Source organism: Rathayibacter sp. VKM Ac-2801, assembly GCF_009834245.1.
Lineage (GTDB): Bacteria > Actinomycetota > Actinomycetes > Actinomycetales > Microbacteriaceae > Rathayibacter.
The window spans coordinates 113963-132733 of record NZ_CP047183.1; the positions used below are offsets into that span (position 1 = coordinate 113963).

The following is an 18771-nucleotide window of genomic DNA, read 5'->3' on the forward strand; positions in this document are numbered from 1 at the left end:
AAGAAGGTGAGGCTCACCTGACCTCCTGGCGACCCTCCGAGCGGGCCTCCAGGACGGCCCCGACGTTCCCCGCGATCCACTCGACCACCGGCAGCAGCCGCTCCGCCAGCTCGGCTCCCAGCGGCGTCAGCCGGTACTCGACGTGCGGCGGGACGACCGGCCGCGCCTCGCGGTGCACGAAGCCGTCCTCCTCGAGGATCCGCAGCGTCTGGGCGAGCATCTTCTCGCTGATCCCGCCGATCCGGCGCCGCAGCCCGCCCCAGCGGAGCGTGCCCGGAGCGAGCGCCGCGAGCACCAGGACGCCCCACTTGCTGGTGACGTGCCCGAAGATCTCGCGGCTCGGGCAGTCGGCGGAGTAGACGTCCCCGGCGAGCAGGGGGGAGTCGGCGATCGTCACGGGTGCTCCTCGGAATCGGGGTGATGGGAGTACTAACGAAATAGTGGGTACTGCATTCCGGGAAGCACCAGGAGGATGCGCCGGTTGCACCCTCCTGGCGGCGGACCCCGCCCGCCCCACCCGTCAGGAAGGACCCCTCATGACCCTCGTCGTCACCGGAGCCACCGGCCACCTCGGCCGTCTCGCCGTCGAGCACCTGCTCGCCCGCGGCACCGCCGACTCCGACATCGTCGCCACCGGCCGCGACGCCGCGAAGCTCGAGGCGCTCGCCGCCGACCTCGGCGTCCGCACCGCCGTCGCCGACTTCGACGACCCCGCCTCGCTCGACGCCGCCTTCTCCGGCGCCGAGGCCGTCCTCCTCGTCTCGGGCTCCGAGGTCGGCAGGCGCGTCGCGCAGCACACCGCCGCGATCGACGCCGCCGTCCGTGCCGGCGCGCGCCTGGTCTACACGAGCGCCCCGAAGGCGACCACGAGCGCGCTCATCCTCGCGCCCGAGCACAAGGCCACGGAGGAGGCGATCGCCGCCAGCGGCGTCCCCGCCGTCGTCCTCCGCAACGGCTGGTACAACGAGAACTACGAGCAGACCGTCGCCGAGCTCGCCTCCACCGGCAGCACCCTCTCGAGCGCCGGCGGGGGCCGCGTCGCCAGCGCCGCCCGCACCGACTACGCCGAGGCCGCCGCGGTCGCCCTGACCGATCCGTCCCTGGTCGGCACCGTGCACGAGCTCTCCGGCGACACCGCCTGGAGCTTCGACGAGCTGGCCGCGATCGTCGCCGAGGTCGCCGGACGCGACGCCGCCATCAGCCACGTCTCCTCCGACGAGCACGCCCGCGTCCTCACCGGCGCCGGCGTCCCCGAGGGCGGAGTCGGCTTCGTCGTCGGCCTCGACGCGAACATCGCCGACGGCCTCCTCGGCGAGGCCGACGGCTCCCTCGCCCGCCTGATCGGGCGGCCGACCACGCCGATCCGCGCGTACGTCGAGGAGCAGCTCGGGCGCTGACGCTTCGGCGTCCCCCCGTCCGGCTCGCAGGAGCACCTCGCCCCCGCGAGCCGGACGCAGGCGCGCCCGGCCGCCCGCGGCCCCGCGCCGGTCCTCCCGCGGCTCCGCGCTCGACCCGCCGCACCTCGCGCCCCGTGTCGGCGCCCCGACGTAGGCTGTGCGCCATGACCTCGACGACGCCTCGCTCCGGTATCGACCGCTCCGAACTCGACCCCGCGACGCGCCCGCAGGACGACCTCTACCGGCACGTCAACGGGCTCTGGATCGACCGCACGGAGATCCCCGCCGACAAGGCGCGCTACGGCTCCTTCCACCTCCTCCAGGAGGAGGCGGAGAAGGCCGTGCGCGACATCATCGTCGAGGCGCAGACCGCGCAGCACGGCACCGAGGAGCGCCTGTTCGGCGACCTCTACGCCTCCTTCATGGACGAGGAGCGGGCCGAGGAGCTCGGCGCCGCCCCGATCGCCGACGACCTCGCCGCCGTGCAGCGGGTCGACTCGATCCCCGGCCTGCTCCGCGCCGTCGGCGCGTTCGAGCGCACCGGCGTCCCCGGGCTCTTCGGCCTCTTCGTCGACAACGACCCGGGCAGCCCCGAGCGCTACCTCGTCTTCGTCAACCAGGGCGGCCTCGGCCTGCCGGACGAGAGCTACTACCGCGAGGAGGAGTTCGCCTCCGTCCGCGAGGCCTACACGCCGTTCGTCGCGCGGATGCTGGGGCTGGCCGGCATCGACGCCGCCGACGCTCGCGCCGAGCGCATCGTCGCCCTCGAGACCGATCTGGCCGCCGCGCACTGGGACAAGGTCCGCAGCCGCGACAGCCAGGCGACCTACAACCTCCGCTCCTGGTCCGAGGTCGAGGAGCTCGCCGCGGGCGTCGACCTCGACGTCTGGCTCACCGCGATGGGCGCTCCGGAGGGGGCTCTCGCCGAGGTCGTCGTCCGCCAGCCGAGCTTCCTCCAGGGCCTCGCGGGCCTGCTCACCGAGGACCGGCTCCCGGCCTGGCGCGACTGGCTGTCCTGGCAGGTGATCCGCGGAGCCGCGGCCTACCTGTCCAGCGGCTTCGTCGACGCCAACTTCGACTTCTACGGCCGCACCCTCACCGGCACCCCCCAGAAGCGGGAGCGCTGGAAGCGCGCCGTGTCGCTCGTCGAGGGCTCGCTCGGCGAGGCGGTCGGCCGCACCTACGTCGCCCGCCACTTCCCCGAGACTGCGAAGGCCGCGATGGACGTGCTGGTCGCGAACCTCATCGAGGCGTACCGGCGCTCGATCGTCGACCTGGAGTGGATGAGCCCCGCCACCCGCGAGCGCGCGCTCGAGAAGCTCGCGAAGTTCACGCCCAAGATCGGCTACCCGGTCCGCTGGCGCGACTACTCCGCCCTCTCGGTCGACCCGGCCGACCTGCTCGGCAACGCGCGCCGCGTGGCCGAGTTCGAGTTCGCCCGCGAGCTCGGCAAGATCGGCCGCCCGCTCGACCGCGACGAGTGGTTCATGACCCCGCAGACGATCAACGCGTACTACAACCCCGGCTTCAACGAGATCGTCTTCCCCGCCGCGATTCTGCAGTTCCCCTTCTTCGACGAGGAGCGCGACCCCGCCGCCAACTACGGAGCGATCGGCGCCGTCATCGGCCACGAGATCGGCCACGGCTTCGACGACCAGGGCTCGCGCTTCGACGGCGACGGCCGCCTCACCGACTGGTGGACCGAGGAGGACCGGGCCGCGTTCGAGGAGCGGACGAAGGCGCTCATCGCGCAGTACGACGCGCTCGCTCCCGCGACCACGCCCGGGCACTATGTGAACGGCGCCCTGACCATCGGCGAGAACATCGGCGACCTGGGCGGCCTCGGCATCGCCTGGAAGGCCTACCTGCTCTCGCTGGACGGCGAGGAGCCGCCCGTCGTCGACGGTCTGACCGGCGCCGAGCGGTTCTTCCTCTCCTGGGCGCAGGCCTGGCAGCAGAAGTCCCGCGACGAGGAGACGATCCGCCTCCTCGCCATCGATCCGCACGCCCCGGCCGAGTTCCGCTGCAACCAGATCGTCCGGAACATCGACGAGTTCTACGCTACTTTTGACGTCTCCGAAGGCGACGCCCTCTGGCTCTCCCCGAGCGAGCGCGTCACCATCTGGTAGTCGCCGAAGACCACCTCCGCACCACGGACGAGGAGCCCCGGGCATCGAGAGCCGACCGATGCCGCGGGGTCGTCCGCCGATCGCGCGTCCCGCCGGCGCGTGAGGACTCAGGTCCCCCCTCCGCACGACCGCACTCCCGACCCGTAGAGGGGCCGTACCCGTGGTGATCCCCACCAGCGAGACCCGCCGTGAGAGCCGACGCAACCGCCGGGGGCGCCACAAGGGCGGCGGCGACCGCGAGAACTTCCAGCGCGGGTTCGACGCCCTCGGCCGTCTCGCGATCGACGGGGTCGTCGTCTCGGCGCGCGCCGTCGACCTGGCGACCGGCCGCGCCCTGTTCGCGGTCGACGACTCCGTCTCGATGCCCACCGCCTCCCTCGGCACCGTCGTGCTGCTGATCGAGGTCGCCGCCCGGCTGGCGAACGAGCCGCAGGAGAACCTGCGCCTGGTCGACCGGACCGCGGCGGACGCCGTCGCCGGCTCCGGGATCTGGCAGCACCTCCAGGTGCCCTCGATGCCCATCGCCGACCTCGCCGCGCTCGTCGGGGCCTCGAGCGACAACCTCGCGACCAACGTCCTGCTGCGCCGCGTCGGCCTCGACGCCGTGCGCGAGCGGGCCGAGGCGCTCGGCCTCTCCCGCACCGCCCTGCTCGACGTCGTGCGCGACGAGCGCGGCCCGGACGACGCGCCGCAGCTCTCGATCGGCTCCGCCCGCGAGCTGACCTGGCTGCTCGCCACCCTCGCGAACGGCGAGATCGTCGACGCGGCCGTGAGCTCGCGGGTGATCGGCTGGCTCTCGCTCGGCACCGACCTCTCGATGGTCGCCGCCTCGTTCGGGCTCGACCCGCTCGCGCACCGCCACCCCGACCACGGGGTCCTGCTCGTCAACGCGACCGGCACCGACGTCGGCGTCCGCGCGGAGGCGGGCGTCCTCCGCGGCCCGCGCGCCGGAGTCGCCTATGCCGTCGCCACCCAGTTCGACGACACGACCCTGCACTACCGCCTCGCGGTGCTGGAGGGCATGCGCACCCTCGGAGCCGACCTGCTCGAGTACGTGCACTGACGGCTGCCGCGGCGGATGCTCCTCCGGAGCAGGCCGACGACACGGGACCCCTCGGGTGCTCCGTCAAGTCCGTGACCGCCTCCGGGGCCGCGACCTAGGCTGCCCGCAGCGGCGCCGCTTCCCGGGCGCACCGCGGAGAGGGAACCATGAGCAGCTTCGGCTTCGACGCCCCCGAGGACGTCACCGATACCACCCGCCCCGACGGCGACTCCCTGCCGGTCCCGCCGGAGGACCCGGCGGAGATCGACGACCCGGAGTCGATCGACGAGGCGCTCGACGAGGGCGCCGACGCCCGTCTCGGCGACGACCAGGACCCGCCGGAGCACCCCTTCATCCCGTCGCCCAGCTGATCGGCGGAGCCGGGCGCTCGAGCGGCGTCCGGCTCCTCCGAGCGGACTGCTCCTCCGAGCGGACTGCACCTCCGAGCGGACTACTCCTTCGACCCCGGCTTCAGGCGGTGCGCGAGCCGCTTGATCGGGTGGGCGGGCTCGCGCTCCGCCGGGTCCTCGACCTCGAGGCCGTAGAACGTGCCGATGTCGCCGACGAACGCCCTGCGGCGGGCCTTGTCGTAGGCGCGGATCTCGCGGCGGAAGGCGATCACCGTCGCGATGCACATCAGGATCATCACGACGCTGAACGGCAGGGCCGACAGGATCGCGGCGGTCTGCAGGGCGTCGAGGCCGCCGGCGATCAGGAGCGACAGGGCGAGCAGCGCGGTCGCGACGGCGAAGAACACGCGGATCGGGTTGCGCGGCTCCGCTTGGCCGCCGGTCGCGATCATCGCCATGACCAGCGCGCCGGAGTCGGCGGAGGTCACGAAGAAGATGCCGATCAGGATGATCGCGCCGATCGTCAGCACCGAGCCAGCGGGAAGCCCCTGCAGCATCGAGAAGAGCGCCAGGTTCGTGTCCACCGAGCCGTCGGCACCGACGAGGCCGCCGTCGCCGTACAGCTCGCGGTAGATGGCGGTGCCGCCGAGGACACTGAACCAGAGGAAGGTCATGATCGTCGGCACGAGCAGAACACCGCCGACGAACTCGCGGACCGTCCGGCCCTTGGAGACGCGGGCGATGAAGATGCCGACGAACGGCGCCCACGACATCCACCAGCCCCAGTAGAACGTGGTCCACGAGGCCTGCCACTGCTCGCCCTCGCGGCCGGAGTAGGCGCTGACCGTGAAGGTCAGGCCGATGAAGTTCTGCAGGTAGTTGCCGAGCGACTGCACGAACTCGCGCAGGAGGAACTGGGTCGGGCCGGCGACGAGCACGAAGACGAGAAGCGCCGCGGCCAGCAGCAGGTTGCCGGTCGAGAGCCACTTCATGCCCTTGCCCACGCCCGAGATCAGCGAGAAGACGGTCAGGGCCGTGACCACGGCGATGACCACGATCTGCACGGCGAGCGACGACTCCACGATGCCGCTCGCCTCCAGGCCCGCCGAGATCTGGGTGACGCCCAGGCCGAGCGAGGTCGCGACTCCGAACATGGTGCCGACCAGGGCGACCACGTCGATCGCGTTGCCCCAGCCTCCGCGGACCCGGCGGCCCAGCAGCGGCTCCAGCGCCCAGCGGATCGACACCGGCCGCTTGCGGCGGTGGATCGCGTAGGCGAGGGCGAGGCCGACCACCACGTAGATGGACCAGGCGTGGACGCCCCAGTGCAGGTAGGTCTGCGAGATCGCGCTCTGCGCGAGCTCCGTCTCGGTGCCGGTCACGCCCGGGCGCGGAGTGGCGAAGTGGGTGAGCGGCTCCGCGACGCCGTAGAAGACGAGGCCGATGCCCATGCCGGCGGCGAAGAGGAGCGAGATCCAGGCGAGCATCGAGAACTCGGGCTCGTCGTCGTCGGCGCCGAGCTTGATGTCGCCGAAGCGGCTGACGCCCATCCAGATCGCGAAGGCCACGAAGACCGCGGCGATCAGCACGTAGTACCAGCTGAACGTGTTGACGACGGTGGTCTGCAGCGTCGAGAACACGGAGGTCGCGGCGTCGGGCGCGAGGATCGCGAAGGCCGCGATCGACAGCGTGAGGGCCGCCGCGGGCCAGAAGACCCACCGCGCGAGGCGGTGCGGAGGAGTGGGGGTGCCCGCGGTGGCGGGGGCGGTGTCCGGGGAGGACGGGTGCTCGGACATGGGGTCCTCTCGTCGGCGGCAACCGTCCACGGTACACGGGGGCCTGTCGGCGGCCCCGGCCGGGGGAGCCGGGCTGGCACGATCCTGCCCCGGTGCGGGAGGCTGGTCCCGTGCAGTTCAGAGTCTTCACCGAACCCCAGCAGGGCGCGAGCTACGAGGACCTCCTCGCCGTCGCGCAGGCCGCCGAGAGCCTCGGCTACGACGGCTTCTTCCGCTCCGACCACTACCTCCGGATGGGCGCCGGCGACCCCGGCGTCGGGCCGTCCGACGCGTGGACGACGCTCGCCGGCCTCGCCCGCGAGACCGAGCGCATCGCGCTCGGCACCCTCGTCTCCTCCGTCACCTACCGGCCGCCGGGGATCCTCGCGATCCAGGTCGCCCAGGTCGACGCGATGTCCGGGGGCCGCGCCGAGCTCGGCCTCGGCACCGGCTGGTTCGAGCAGGAGCACGCCGCGTACGGCATCCCCTTCCCTCCGCGCCGCTTCGACCTGCTCGAGGAGCAGCTCGAGATCGTGACGGGCCTGTGGTCGACGCCCGTCGGCGAGCGCTACTCCTTCGTCGGCGAGCACTACAGGCTGACCGACTCCCCGGCCCTGCCCAAGCCCGCGCGCCTGCCGCTGCCGGTGATCGTCGGCGGCGGAGGGCCCAAGCGGACCCCGGCGCTCGCGGCGCGGTTCGCGAGCGAGTTCAACCTGCCCTTCCCCGAGTTCGACGCGATCCCGGGCGCCTTCGAGCGCGTCGACGAGGCGTGCCGGGCGATCGGGCGCGAGCCCTCGTCGCTCGTGCACTCGGTCGCGCTGATCGCGGTCGGCGGAGGCGACGAAGCGGAGTTCACGCGCCGTGCGGAGGCTATCGGCCGCGAGCCGGCCGAGCTGCGCGAGCACGGAGTGGCCGGCGGAGTCGACGAGGCGGTCGACCGCCTCGAGTCCCTCCGCGAGGCCGGCTGCGAGCGCGTCTACCTGCAGTTCATGGACCTGCAGGACCTCGACCACCTCGACTTCTTCGCCCGGGAGGTCCTGCCGCGCCTGTCGGCCTAGGCCGGCCGCGGCCTCTGCGCCGAGTGTCAAAAGTTGTCGCACTGGACGCCGAGTGCGACAACTCCTGGACACTCGCGGGCTCTGGTCACCGCGCCCGGTCGCCCACTGTCCAGGAGTTGTCGCACTCGCGCTCGACTGCGACAACTCCTGGCTTCTCGTGGTCCCCGTCCCCGCGGCTCCGCGCCGACTGTCCAGAAGTCGTCTCACTGGACGCCGACTGCGACAACTCCTGGACACCCGCGGGCGCCGGGCCGCGCGCCCGGGCGCCCGCGCGCGCCGCCGCCTACGCTGGAGGGATGGCGGACACGATCGAGCGCGCGGATGAGCGCCTGGCGACCCGCTCGGCGGCCGAGGTCCCGTGGATCGTGCTGGTCTGGGACGACCCGGTCAACCTGATGTCGTACGTCTCGTACGTGTTCCGCAGCTACTTCGGCTTCGGCCGGGCCGAGGCGGAGCGGCTGATGCTGCAGGTGCACACGGAGGGGCGCGCGGTCGTCGCGACCGGCAACCGCGAGGAGATGGAGCGGCACGTGGAGGCGATGCACGGCTACGGCCTGTGGGCGACGCTGCAGAAGGCCGACGCATGAGCGCCCCGCTGCGCCCCGCCGCTCCGGTGACCGGAACGGAATCCGCCCGCGGCACCCGAGGACCTCGCTGATGCGCGCGTTCCGCCGCGACTCCTCCGGAGCGGCCGTCGCCCGCTTCGACCGCGAGGAGGCCGGGATCCTCCGCCATCTGGCCGGCGAGATGCTCGAGCTGCTCGACCGGGGGGCGTCCTCGGAGGACGCCCGCTCCGATCCGGCGCTCGCCCGCCTCCTGCCCGACGCCTACCGCGACGACGCCGAGGCGGCCGACGAGTTCCGTCGTTTCACCGCTCCGGACCTCGCCGCCCGCAAGATGGACGACGCCCGCGCCGTCACGGCGGCCCTCGACGCCGGCGACGGCACGAGCCACGGCCGGATCTTCGAGGGGCTGGGCGAGGTCGCGGTCCGTCTCGAGGAACCGCAGGCGATCGCCTGGCTCCGCGCGCTGACCGACATGCGGCTCGCTCTGGCCGTGCGGCTCGGGATCGACGACACCGACGACGTCGTCCCGGAGGAGGGGAGCGCGGCCGCGATCCGCAGCGTCTACGACTGGCTGGGCGGCGTGCAGGACGGGCTCGTCCGCGCCGTCGACGTGTGATCCGCACGTCCCTCCCGTGATTCCACAGCTGTGGACAACCCTGTGGAAAGGTGTGGAGAACCGGCTCCGGGAGCACCTCGGAACGGCGGAGAGCCGGGCACGAGGGTGTGGAAACGCGTAGCGTCCACCCTGTGAACACTCCGAGCACCGCCGACGCCCAGCGCACCGCCGACGACATCCAGGACTCGCGGGCGGTGAGGACCCTCGCCCGTGGCGGCTTCGCGGCGAACGGCCTCGTCCACCTCCTGATCGGAGTGATCGCGCTCGGCGTGGCCCGCGGCGGCGGAGGCGAGGCCGACCAGAGCGGCGCCCTCGGCGCCCTCGCCGCGCAGCCCGGCGGACTGGTGATCCTCTGGATCTGCACCGTCGGCCTCTTCGGCCTGGCGCTCTGGGGCCTGCTCGAGGCGTTCCTCGTCCGCCCGCGCGAGAGCGCTCTGAAGACCTGGGGCAGCCGGCTGAAGGAGGCGGGCAAGGCCGTCGTCTACGGCGCCCTCGGCGTGACGGCGCTGACATTCGCCACCGGCGGCGGGTCGAGCTCGTCCGAGTCGTCCGAGAGCGCGAGCGCCAGGATCCTCGCGGCGCCGGGCGGAGTCGTGCTGCTCGTGATCGCCGGACTGGCCGTCCTCGCGGTCGGCGGCGTCTTCGTGTACCGCGGAGCGAGCCGGAAGTTCCTCGAGAACGTCGCGGAGCCGGGAGGCACGGCGGGCACCGTCGTCACCGTGCTCGGCGTCGCCGGCTACGTCGCCAAGGGCGTGGTCCTCGGCGCGCTCGGCGTGCTGCTGATCGTCGCCGCCGTCACCCACGATCCGGAGCAGGCGGGCGGGCTCGACGAGGCGCTGAAGTCGCTGGTGGAGCTGCCGGCCGGCGTGTTCCTGCTGGGATTCGTCGCGATCGGCCTCATCGCCTACGGGCTCTTCTGCTTCGCCCGCGCCCGCTGGCCGCGCCTCTGAGACCGGTCGGCGGTCCCGCTCCTTACCCGCCACCCCCCGTCCGCGCAACCGGTCCCACCGTCGCGGAGTCGGTGACACGCTGAGGCCTGTGAGTGCTGGAGGCGAGGACGCGACCGGAGGACGGGTGCGTCCGCCGCTGACGCAGGACGCCGCCCGTCTGCTGACCCGCTCCGCGACGGGGGACGCCTCCGCTCTGGGCGAGCTCGTCGACCGCTTCGGCGGCCTCGTCTCGGCGTGCGTCGGCACGGTCCAGGCCGACCCGGCCGGCCGCGACCGGCTCTGCTCCGACGTCTTCACCGCCGTCTGGCGCCGCTCCCGCGAGGGCGCCCGCTCGCCGGAGCCCGTGCTCTGGGTGCTCGAAGTGCTCTGCGAGACCCTCGGCTCCGCGCACGAGCTCGCCCGCCGTCCGCTCGGCAGCGGCCTGCTCGCCCTCGACTGCCCGGACCGCGAGCTGCTGCTGCTGGCCGCGGCCGGAGGCTTCTCGCAGGCCGAGATCTCGGCGCTGACCGGGATCGGCGAGTTCCGGCTGCGCTCGATCCTGCGGACCGCGCTCGAGGCGCTCCGGGCCCGCGACAGCGATCTTCTGACGGCCTGACCGCCGGAGCCTTCGCGGGAGTAAAGTTGAGTCCGTCGAACTCAACTCTTGAGCCACGGAGGAGACCACCATCATGCAGGCCGGTCGGATGCCCCAGCAGGACGAGAAGTCCGCCCTCGAGCAGTACGGCGTCAACCTGACCGCCATCGCGGCGAGCGGCAAGCTCGACCCGGTGATCGGGCGGGACGCCGAGATCCGGCGCGTCAGCCAGGTGCTCACGCGCCGCACCAAGAACAACCCGGTCCTCATCGGCGAGCCCGGCGTCGGCAAGACCGCCGTCGTCGAGGGGCTCGCCCAGCGGATCGTCGCGGGCGACGTCGCCGAGAGCCTCAAGGGCAAGCAGCTGGTCAGCCTCGACCTCTCGGCCCTGATCGCCGGAGCGAAGTACCGCGGCGAGTTCGAGGAGCGGCTGAAGGCCGTGCTGCAGGAGATCGAGGAGTCCGACGGCCGGATCATCACCTTCATCGACGAGCTGCACACGCTGATGGGCGCAGGCGGCGGCGAGGGGTCGGTGGCGGCCGCGAACATGCTCAAGCCCATGCTGGCCCGCGGTGAGCTGCGGATGATCGGCGCGACGACGCTCGACGAGTACCGCCAGTACATCGAGAAGGACGCCGCTCTCGAGCGCCGCTTCCAGCAGGTCTTCGTCGGCGAGCCGACCGTCGAGGACACCGTGGCGATCCTCCGCGGGCTGAAGGAGCGCTACGAGGCGCACCACAAGGTGGCGATCGCCGACTCCGCTCTGGTCGCCGCCGCGTCGCTCTCGAACCGCTACATCACCTCCCGCCAGCTGCCGGACAAGGCGATCGACCTGATCGACGAGGCCGCGTCGCGGCTGCGCATGGAGATCGACTCCGCTCCCGTCGAGATCGACGAGCTTCGCCGCTCCGTCGACCGGCTGAGGCTCGAGGAGCTCGCGCTGAAGAAGGAGAAGGACGAGGCCTCGAAGGCGCGGCTGGAGAAGCTGCGCGAGGACCTGGCCCGCCGCGGCAACCAGCTCGAGGAGCTGCAGGAGCGCTGGGAGCGCGAGCGCGCCTCCCTCAACCGCGTCGGCGAGCTCAAGAACCGGCTGGACGCCCTGCGGATCGCCGCCGAGCGGGCGCAGCGCGAGGGGAAGCTCGAGCGCGCGTCGAAGCTGCTCTACGGCGACATCCCGGTGATCGAGCGCGAGCTCGCCGCCGCCGAGGCGGAGGAGGAGCCGGCCGAGGGCCGCATGGTCAACGAGCAGGTGACGGCCGACGACATCGCCGCGGTGATCGCCGCCTGGACGGGGATCCCGGTCGGGCGCCTCCTGCAGGGCGAGACCGAGAAGCTGCTGCACCTCGAGACCGAGCTGCACCGCCGCCTGATCGGCCAGGACGAAGCGGTGTCGGCCGTCGCGGACGCGGTCCGCCGCACCCGGGCGGGCATCGCCGACCCCGACCGGCCGACCGGCTCCTTCCTCTTCCTCGGGCCGACCGGCGTCGGCAAGACCGAGCTGGCGAAGGCGCTCGCCGACCACCTCTTCGACGACGAGAAGGCGATGGTCCGCATCGACATGTCGGAGTACGGCGAGAAGTTCGCCGTCTCGCGGCTGGTCGGCGCCCCTCCCGGCTACATCGGCTACGAGCAGGGCGGCCAGCTCACGGAGGCGGTCCGCCGCCGCCCCTACTCGGTGGTGCTCCTCGACGAGATCGAGAAGGCGCACCCGGAGGTGTTCGACGTCCTGCTCCAGGTGCTCGACGACGGCCGGCTCACCGACGGCCAGGGGCGGACGGTCGACTTCCGCAACACGATCCTCATCCTCACCTCCAATCTGGGGTCGCAGTTCCTCGTGGACCCGGCGCTGTCGCGGCCGCAGAAGGAGGAGGCGGTCCAGCAGATGGTGCGCCAGGCCTTCAAGCCCGAGTTCGTGAACCGGCTCGACGACATCGTGATCTTCGACGCGCTCGACCGCACGGAGCTCGGCGAGATCGTGTCGCTGTACGTCGACCGGCTGTCGAGGAGGCTCTCGGAGCGACGGCTCGACCTGGCCGTGACCCCCGCGGCCCGCGGGTGGCTGGCCGAGCGCGGCTACGACCCGCAGTACGGCGCGCGGCCGCTGCGCCGGCTGATGCAGCGGGCGATCGACGACCAGCTGGCGACGGCGCTGCTCGGCGGCACGGTGCGCGACGGGGACGTGGTGCTGGTGGACGTGGCGCCGGACGGCGAGAGCCTGTCGGTGACGGCGGGGCTGCCCACGTCGGGCTGACCGGGGCGCCCGATCTCTGTCGCGAATCCTCGGAAGTCGCGGTGGTCGCGGTCGAGCACCGCGACGTCTGCGTTCTCGCAGGGGGAGGAACGCGGGGGCGACGACAGGAGGTCCCTCCACAGGACGCGCGGACGCGGCGGTCGTCCACAGTCGCGGGATCCGCGGTCCGCGCGTCCGGTCGGCTCCGTAGCGTCGGCGGCATGTCCTTCGAAACGCCCGGCCCCCGGATGGCCGACCTCCCTCCCGAGGAGCGGCCGCGGGAGCGCCTCCGCGCCTACGGACCGGAGGCGCTCACCGACGCCGAGACCCTCGCCGTGCTCATCGGGGCCGGCGTCCGGGGCGCGAACGCGACCGTCGTGGCGCAGCGACTCCTCGCGCGCTTCGGCGGCATCGACGCGGTCGCCCGTGCCGGGGTGGCCGATCTGATGCGGCACCGCGGGGTCGGCGAGGTCGCCGCCTGCCGCCTGGTCGCCTCCTTCGAGCTGCGGCGGAGGATGAACCGGGCCTCGCGCGCCGCCCGCGTGACCGACGCCGCGGGCCTGGCCGAGCTCGTCGCTCCGCTGCTGGCCGCCCGGCCGCTCGAGACCGTGCTGGCCGTGGCGCTCGCCGAGTCCGGAGCCGTGCGCGACGTCCTGACGCTGGCCGACGGAGCCCCGGCGCACGCCGAGATCCCCGTGGCCGCCGTGCTCGCCGAGGTGCTGGCGCGGGGCGCGGCGGGCATCGGCCTCGCGCACAGCCACGCGGGTGAGGCGGTGGTGCTCGCCTCGGACCGCGCGGCGACGCGGGCGATCGCCGACGGGGCCGACGCGTGCGGCCTGCGGTTCCTCGCGCACGTCGTGATCGGGCGCGACGGCTGGGCGGAGGCGCTGCCGTGACGCGGGGCCGGGCTGCTGCGACGCCGGTTCCGACAGGACGCCTCCCGGCCGGCCCCGCACCGTCCACGGTGGCGCCCCTGAGCTCCGCCCGTGCCGCGTCGGCGCGTTCGTGCAAGCCCCCGCCTCTCCTGCGCCCGCGGCCGGTCGCGGGCGTACCGTGGACGCCGACCCCACCCCCCTCCCGACCAGGAGCACCCATGCGAGCAACACTCATCCACGGCGAGCGCGACATCCGACTCGAGGAGGTCCCCGACCCGCAGCTCTCGACGGGGCGCGACGCGATCGTCCGCGTCACCGCCGCCTGCGTCTGCGGCTCCGACCTCTGGCCCTACCGCGGCGTCACGCCCACCAAGGAGGCGCACCGCATCGGCCACGAGTTCGTCGGCGTCGTCGAGGAGATCGGCGACGACGTGCACGACGTCGCGGTCGGCGACTTCGTGATCGCCCCGTTCTACGTCTGCGACGGCACCTGCGCGAACTGCGCCAACGGCGTCTCCACCTCGTGCCTCACCGGCGGCTGGTGGGGCGCCGAGGTCCGCGAGGAGGGCTTCGCGGACGGCGCCCAGGGCGAGAAGGTGCGCGTCCCCCTCGCCGACGGCACGCTCTTCCGCGTGGGCATCGACCCGGACCCGGCGCTCATCCCGAGCCTGCTCACCCTCGCCGACGTGATGGGGACCGGCCACCACGCCGCGGTCTCGGCCGGTGTCACCGCGGGTTCGACCGTCGCCGTCGTCGGCGACGGCGCGGTCGGCCTCTGCGCCGTCCTGGCGGCCAAGCGCCTCGGCGCGACCACGATCATCGCGATGTCGCGGCACGAGTCGCGGCAGAACCTCGCCCGCCGCTTCGGGGCGACCCACATCGTCGAGACCCGCGGAGACGAGGGCGTCGCGCGCGTCCGCGAGCTGACCGGCGGGATCGGCGCCGACTGCGTGCTCGAGTGCGTCGGCACCAAGGAGTCGATGCAGCAGGCCCTCGACTCCACCCGGCCCGGCGGCATGGTCGGCTACGTCGGCGTGCCCAACGGCGGACCCGAGCTGCCCGTCCGCCAGATGTTCGGCTCGAACGTCGGCGTCAACGGCGGAGTCGCGCCGGTCCGCGGCTACATGGCCGAGCTGCTGCCCGACGTGCTCAGCGGCGCGATCGAGCCCGGTCTGGTCTTCGACCTCGAGCTGCCCCTCGAGGAGATCGCCGAGGCGTACGCCGCCATGGACGAGCGCCGCGCGATCAAGACCCTCGTGCGTCCGTAGCGAGCGGCCGCGGGGAGGATCGGCCGGTGCGGAGACGCCCGGCCGGTCCGCCTGTCGGCGCGCCCTGCGGTAGGTTCCCCCTGCCCGCCCGCCACGCCTCCTGGAGACCGCAATGGACATCGACCGCCTCGCCACCCGCTACGAGATCGCCCTGCCCGCCTGGATCGGCGACGCCCTCCGCGACGTCCCCGAGGTCCTCCCGAGCCTCGAGGACCGGATGGCCCTCGTGCACGCTCTCGCCGACCGCAACTTCCGGGAGGGGAACGGCGGCCCGTTCGCGGCGATCGTCGTCGAGCGCGACTCCGGCCGGCTCGTCTCGGTCGGAGTGAACGTCGTCCTCGGCAGCGGAGTCTCGTCCGGCCACGCCGAGGTGACGGCGCTCGGTCTCGCGCAGGCCGCGCTCGGCACCTGGGACCTCGGCGGCGAAGGCCTTCCCGCGCACGACCTGGTCGTCAACTGGCGCCCGTGCGTGCAGTGCTACGGAGCGACGATGTGGTCCGGAGTGCGCCGCCTGGTCGTCGCGGGCTCCGGCCCCGAGCTGGAGGAGATCAGCACCTTCGACGAGGGGCCGATGCGCGAGGACTGGGCCGCCCAGTTCGAGGCCCGCGGCATCGAGGTCGTCGACGGCGTGCTCCGCGACGAGGCCCTCGACGTGTTCCGCGCCTACCGCGCCTCCGTCGACTCCGGCGCCGCCCTCGTCTACAACGCCCGCACCGACTCCTGACCCCTCATCTCGCGAAATTTCGCGAGATGCCCCCCAACGGACGAGATCCCCCGCCGCGGCAGGGGATCTCGTCCGTCCACCCCGATCTCGCGGGGTTCAGCAGGGGAGTCAGCGCCACCAGTCGTCGAACAGGGACAGCGGCACCCGGCGCTTGTGCTCGGTGGCGAGGTAGCGGGCCTCGATGAGGTCGGCGACGGCCGGATCGATGTCGCCGCCCTCGAGGTACGTGTCGAGATCGGCGTAGGTGAGCCCGAGGTTCGTCTCGTCGGTCTGGCCGGGGTTGTCGTCGAGCAGGTCCGCCGTCGGCGCCTTCTCGTAGAGCCGGGCCGGAGCGTCCAGGTGCTCGAGGAGCGAGCGCCCCTGCCGCTTGGTGAGACCGGTGAGCGGGAGGACGTCGGCGCCGCCGTCGCCGTACTTCGTGAAGAAGCCGGTGACCGCCTCGGCCGCGTGGTCGGTCCCGACGACGAGCATCCCGGCCTGGCCGGCGATCGCGTACTGCGCGATCATGCGCATCCGCGCCTTCACGTTGCCCTTGACGAAGTCGCTGATCGGCTCGTCGACCGCGTCGCCGAACGCCGCCGCCACGCCGTCGACGCCCTGGTGGATGTCGAAGACGACCTGGCGGTCCGGGCGGATGAACGAGAGGGCCAGCTGGGCGTCCTCCTCGTCGGCCTGCACCTTGTAGGGCAGGCGGACCGCGATGAAGGAGGCGTCGCCGCCGCTCGCGCGGACCTGCTCGACCGCGAGCTGGCAGAGGCGCCCGGCGAGGCTCGAGTCCTGGCCGCCGCTGATGCCGAGGACGAGGCCCTTCGCGCCGGTGCTGCGGAGGTAGTCGGCGAGGAAGCCGCTGCGCCGTTCGACCTCGGCGGCCGGATCGACGACGGGGGAGACGTGGAGCTCGGAGATGATCTGCTGTTGGACGTCGCGCACGGCTTCACGCTACTCCGGATGCTCCCGGGCGGCCCCTCCTCGCCGCGGACGCGCAGGCTCCGGACGTCTCCCCGAAACAGGCGCTGCCCGCGCCCGGGCCGTGCCGCCCGCCGAGACACCGTGCCGCCCGCCGAGACACCGCGCCGCCCGCCGAGACGCCGCTGCGACGACGGCGCCTCGGCCGACGGCACGGTGTCCCACGACGGCCCGCGCCCCCCCCTCGAGCGCAGCATCCGCTCGGGGCGGCGCCTACCCGCGCTCGGCGACGATGCGGGCGATGCGCGACGGGACGGTGTCGTCCTGGAGGCTCGTCACGTCTCCGAGCGGGCGGCCGTCGCGGATGTCGCCGAGCAGCCGTCGCATGATCTTGCCGGAGCGGGTCTTGGGCAGATCCGGCACCACCACCACGTCGCGCGGCTTGGCGATCGGCCCGATCGCGACCGCCACGTGGTCGCGCAGCAGCGCCGAGAGCGTCGTGCCGAGAGCGGTCCAGTAGGCAGGGTCCTCCTCGGCGCGGTCGACGGCCTCGTCGGAGGGGATGACGAACGCCGCGATCGCCTGCCCGGTCGTCGCGTCGGCGACCCCGACGACTCCGGCCTCGCCGACCGCGGGATGGGCGACGAGGGCCGACTCGATCTCGATCGTGGAGAGGCGGTGGCCGGAGACGTTGATGACGTCGTCGACGCGTCCGAGCACCCAGACGTCGCCGTCGGCGTCGTACTTCGCGCCGTCCCCGGAGAAGAACCACCCCCGGGACGCGTAGCGGGCCCAGTAGGAGTCGCGGTAGCGCTCCGGGTCTCCCCACACGGTGCGGGCGAGCGCCGGCCCGGTCCGGTCGACCACGAGATAGCCGCCGGAGCCGTTCGGCACCCGCTCGCCGTGCTCGTCCACCACGAGGACGCCGAGCCCAGGCAGTGCTCCGAGCGACGAGCCCGGCTTGAGGGTCGAGACGCCCGGCAGCGGGCACATCACCGCGGCGCCTGTCTCGGACTGCCACCAGGTGTCGACGATCGGGCAGCGCCCGCCGCCGATCGCCTCGTGGAACCAGACCCAGGCCTCGGGGTTGATGGACTCGCCGACGGTGCCGAGCAGGCGCAGGCTCGAGAGGTCGTACTGCGCGGGCACGCCCTCGGGGAACCAGGTCATCAGCGTGCGGATCAGCGTCGGCGCCGTGTAGTAGACGGTCACCCCGTACCGCTCGATGATCTCGAAGTGCCGGGCCGTGTGCGGGGTGCTCGGGGTCCCCTCGTAGATCACCTGGGTCAGCCCGTTCGAGAGCGGTCCGTAGATCTCGTAGGTGTGCGCGGTGACCCAGGCGAGGTCGGCGGTGCACCAGTGGACGTCGTCGGGCTTCGCGTCGAACACGGCCCAGTGCGTCCAGGAGGCCTGCGTGAGGTAGCCGCCGCTGGTGTGCACCAGCCCCTTGGGCTTCCCAGTCGTGCCGGAGGTGTAGATGATGAACAGCGGCGTCTCGGAGTCGAAGGCCTCGGCCTCGTGGACGTCGCTCTGCGCGTCGACCAGCTCGTGCCACCAGACGTCGCGACCCGGGGTCCAGGGGACGTCGGTCTCACCGGTGCGGCGGACGACGAGGACGTGCTCGATCGACGCGACGCCCTCGACCGCCCGGTCGGCGCTCGCCTTGACCGGCACCGCCGCACCGCGCCGGAACTGCCCGTCCGTGGTGACCAGGAGCTTCGCGCCGGTGTCCTCCACGCGGAACCGCACCGCCTCGGCCGAGAAGCCGCCGAAGACGAGCGAGTGGATCGCTCCGATCCGCGCGATCGCGAGAGTGATGACGACGGTCTCGGGGATCACCGGCAGGTAGACGACGACGCGATCGCCCTTCCCGATCCCGAGCGCGGTCAGCGCGTTCGCGGCGCGGGAGACCTCGCGCTGGAGCTCGGCGTAGGTGATCGACCGCCGGTCGCCGCGCTCGCCCTCGAAGTGGAGGGCGGTCTTCTCGCCGCGACCGGCGTCCACGTGGCGGTCGACGCAGTTGACGGCCACGTTCAGCCGTCCGCCCTCGAACCAGGTCGTGCGCGGCACCGAGAGCGAGCCGTCGGGCAGCGCAGCGGCGGGCTCCCAGGTGTGCGCGGTGTGCCACGGCTCCGCCCAGTCGAGGCGGCGGGCCGCCTCCTCCCAGAACGCGACCGGATCGGCGGCGGCGCGCGAGTACTCCTCCGCGCCGGCGTTCGCCCGCGCAGCGAAGTCCGCGGGCGGCGGGAACCGGCGGTGCTCGTCGAGCAGGTTGACGATCGTGTCGCTCACGCTCGGAGCTCCCTCCCCG

At 73.1% G+C, this 18771-nt stretch carries 17 protein-coding genes; 13 read left to right on the forward strand and 4 right to left on the reverse strand.

The window, feature by feature from the left end:
* Positions 1-13: 13 nt before the first annotated feature.
* Positions 14-397 carry a helix-turn-helix domain-containing protein gene (locus GSU45_RS00510; protein ID WP_208543466.1) on the reverse strand — a complete coding sequence of 128 codons (384 nt, stop codon included), beginning with the start codon at positions 395-397 and terminating at the stop codon, positions 14-16.
* A gap of 139 nt (positions 398-536) precedes the next feature.
* Here GSU45_RS00510 and GSU45_RS00515 point away from each other — a divergent pair, with 139 nt between their 5' ends.
* From GSU45_RS00515 to GSU45_RS00530, 4 genes are all read left to right on the forward strand, one after another.
* Positions 537-1397, forward strand: a complete 861-nt coding sequence (locus tag GSU45_RS00515; protein WP_159911784.1) for an NmrA family NAD(P)-binding protein — start codon at positions 537-539, stop codon at positions 1395-1397.
* Between the two features lie 164 nt (positions 1398-1561).
* A complete protein-coding gene (locus GSU45_RS00520) occupies positions 1562-3526 on the forward strand; it encodes a M13-type metalloendopeptidase (RefSeq protein WP_159911786.1) in 1965 nt (654 codons plus the stop codon).
* Positions 3527-3686: 160 nt separating this feature from the next.
* Positions 3687-4589: a serine hydrolase gene (locus GSU45_RS00525; RefSeq protein WP_159911788.1), complete on the forward strand. Its 903-nt coding sequence runs from the start codon at positions 3687-3689 to the stop codon at positions 4587-4589.
* 146 nt (positions 4590-4735) lie between these two features.
* Complete coding sequence (locus GSU45_RS00530; RefSeq protein ID WP_159911790.1) at positions 4736-4939, forward strand: hypothetical protein; 204 nt, start codon at positions 4736-4738, stop codon at positions 4937-4939.
* 80 nt (positions 4940-5019) lie between these two features.
* On the opposite strand, the gene GSU45_RS00535 is transcribed toward GSU45_RS00530, so the two are convergent.
* Positions 5020-6714: a BCCT family transporter gene (locus GSU45_RS00535; protein ID WP_159911792.1), complete on the reverse strand. Its 1695-nt coding sequence runs from the start codon at positions 6712-6714 to the stop codon at positions 5020-5022.
* 110 nt (positions 6715-6824) lie between these two features.
* On the opposite strand from GSU45_RS00535, the gene GSU45_RS00540 reads away from it, so the two are divergent.
* The 9 genes from GSU45_RS00540 (at position 6825) to GSU45_RS00580 (ending at position 15554) form a co-directional block, all read left to right on the forward strand.
* Entirely contained in the window at positions 6825-7751 is a 927-nt protein-coding gene (locus tag GSU45_RS00540; protein WP_159911794.1) for an LLM class F420-dependent oxidoreductase, read from the forward strand.
* A gap of 296 nt (positions 7752-8047) precedes the next feature.
* Positions 8048-8338: an ATP-dependent Clp protease adapter ClpS gene (clpS, locus tag GSU45_RS00545; RefSeq protein ID WP_104222829.1), complete on the forward strand. Its 291-nt coding sequence runs from the start codon at positions 8048-8050 to the stop codon at positions 8336-8338.
* 70 nt (positions 8339-8408) lie between these two features.
* Positions 8409-8933 carry a DUF2017 domain-containing protein gene (locus tag GSU45_RS00550; protein WP_159911796.1) on the forward strand — a complete coding sequence of 175 codons (525 nt, stop codon included), beginning with the start codon at positions 8409-8411 and terminating at the stop codon, positions 8931-8933.
* 131 nt (positions 8934-9064) lie between these two features.
* Complete coding sequence (locus tag GSU45_RS00555) at positions 9065-9883, forward strand: DUF1206 domain-containing protein (protein WP_159911798.1); 819 nt, start codon at positions 9065-9067, stop codon at positions 9881-9883.
* An 88-nt stretch (positions 9884-9971) separates the two neighbouring features.
* Positions 9972-10478 (forward strand): hypothetical protein, encoded by a 507-nt coding sequence (locus GSU45_RS00560; RefSeq protein ID WP_159911800.1) that lies wholly within the window; start codon positions 9972-9974, stop codon positions 10476-10478.
* A gap of 73 nt (positions 10479-10551) precedes the next feature.
* On the forward strand, positions 10552-12708 hold the full coding sequence (locus GSU45_RS00565; protein WP_159911802.1) for an AAA family ATPase: 2157 nt from the start codon (positions 10552-10554) through the stop codon (positions 12706-12708).
* A 200-nt stretch (positions 12709-12908) separates the two neighbouring features.
* Positions 12909-13583 carry a UPF0758 domain-containing protein gene (locus GSU45_RS00570; RefSeq protein ID WP_159911804.1) on the forward strand — a complete coding sequence of 225 codons (675 nt, stop codon included), beginning with the start codon at positions 12909-12911 and terminating at the stop codon, positions 13581-13583.
* Between the two features lie 197 nt (positions 13584-13780).
* Positions 13781-14830 (forward strand): zinc-dependent alcohol dehydrogenase family protein, encoded by a 1050-nt coding sequence (locus tag GSU45_RS00575; RefSeq protein ID WP_104258179.1) that lies wholly within the window; start codon positions 13781-13783, stop codon positions 14828-14830.
* A gap of 112 nt (positions 14831-14942) precedes the next feature.
* Positions 14943-15554 (forward strand): nucleoside deaminase, encoded by a 612-nt coding sequence (locus tag GSU45_RS00580; protein WP_208543467.1) that lies wholly within the window; start codon positions 14943-14945, stop codon positions 15552-15554.
* Positions 15555-15662: 108 nt separating this feature from the next.
* Here GSU45_RS00580 and nadE read toward each other — a convergent pair whose 3' ends face one another.
* Both nadE and acs read right to left on the reverse strand, forming a co-directional pair.
* Entirely contained in the window at positions 15663-16484 is an 822-nt protein-coding gene (nadE, locus tag GSU45_RS00585; protein ID WP_159911806.1) for an ammonia-dependent NAD(+) synthetase, read from the reverse strand.
* Between the two features lie 249 nt (positions 16485-16733).
* Positions 16734-18752 carry an acetate--CoA ligase gene (gene acs, locus GSU45_RS00590; protein WP_159911808.1) on the reverse strand — a complete coding sequence of 673 codons (2019 nt, stop codon included), beginning with the start codon at positions 18750-18752 and terminating at the stop codon, positions 16734-16736.
* Positions 18753-18771 lie beyond the last annotated feature (19 nt).

Bases quoted from the DNA above. Each gene is read 5' to 3' on its own strand.
- GSU45_RS00520 (WP_159911786.1), top strand. From the start codon at position 1,562: ATGACCTCGACGACGCCTCGCTCCGGTATCGACCGCTCCGAACTCGAC.
- GSU45_RS00550 (WP_159911796.1), top strand. From the start codon at position 8,409: ATGCGCGCGTTCCGCCGCGACTCCTCCGGAGCGGCCGTCGCCCGCTTC.
- GSU45_RS00535 (WP_159911792.1), bottom strand. From the start codon at position 6,714: ATGTCCGAGCACCCGTCCTCCCCGGACACCGCCCCCGCCACCGCGGGC.
- GSU45_RS00530 (WP_159911790.1), top strand. From the start codon at position 4,736: ATGAGCAGCTTCGGCTTCGACGCCCCCGAGGACGTCACCGATACCACC.
- GSU45_RS00575 (WP_104258179.1), top strand. From the start codon at position 13,781: ATGCGAGCAACACTCATCCACGGCGAGCGCGACATCCGACTCGAGGAG.
- clpS (WP_104222829.1), top strand. From the start codon at position 8,048: ATGGCGGACACGATCGAGCGCGCGGATGAGCGCCTGGCGACCCGCTCG.
- GSU45_RS00515 (WP_159911784.1), top strand. From the start codon at position 537: ATGACCCTCGTCGTCACCGGAGCCACCGGCCACCTCGGCCGTCTCGCC.
- GSU45_RS00570 (WP_159911804.1), top strand. From the start codon at position 12,909: ATGTCCTTCGAAACGCCCGGCCCCCGGATGGCCGACCTCCCTCCCGAG.
- GSU45_RS00565 (WP_159911802.1), top strand. From the start codon at position 10,552: ATGCAGGCCGGTCGGATGCCCCAGCAGGACGAGAAGTCCGCCCTCGAG.
- GSU45_RS00580 (WP_208543467.1), top strand. From the start codon at position 14,943: ATGGACATCGACCGCCTCGCCACCCGCTACGAGATCGCCCTGCCCGCC.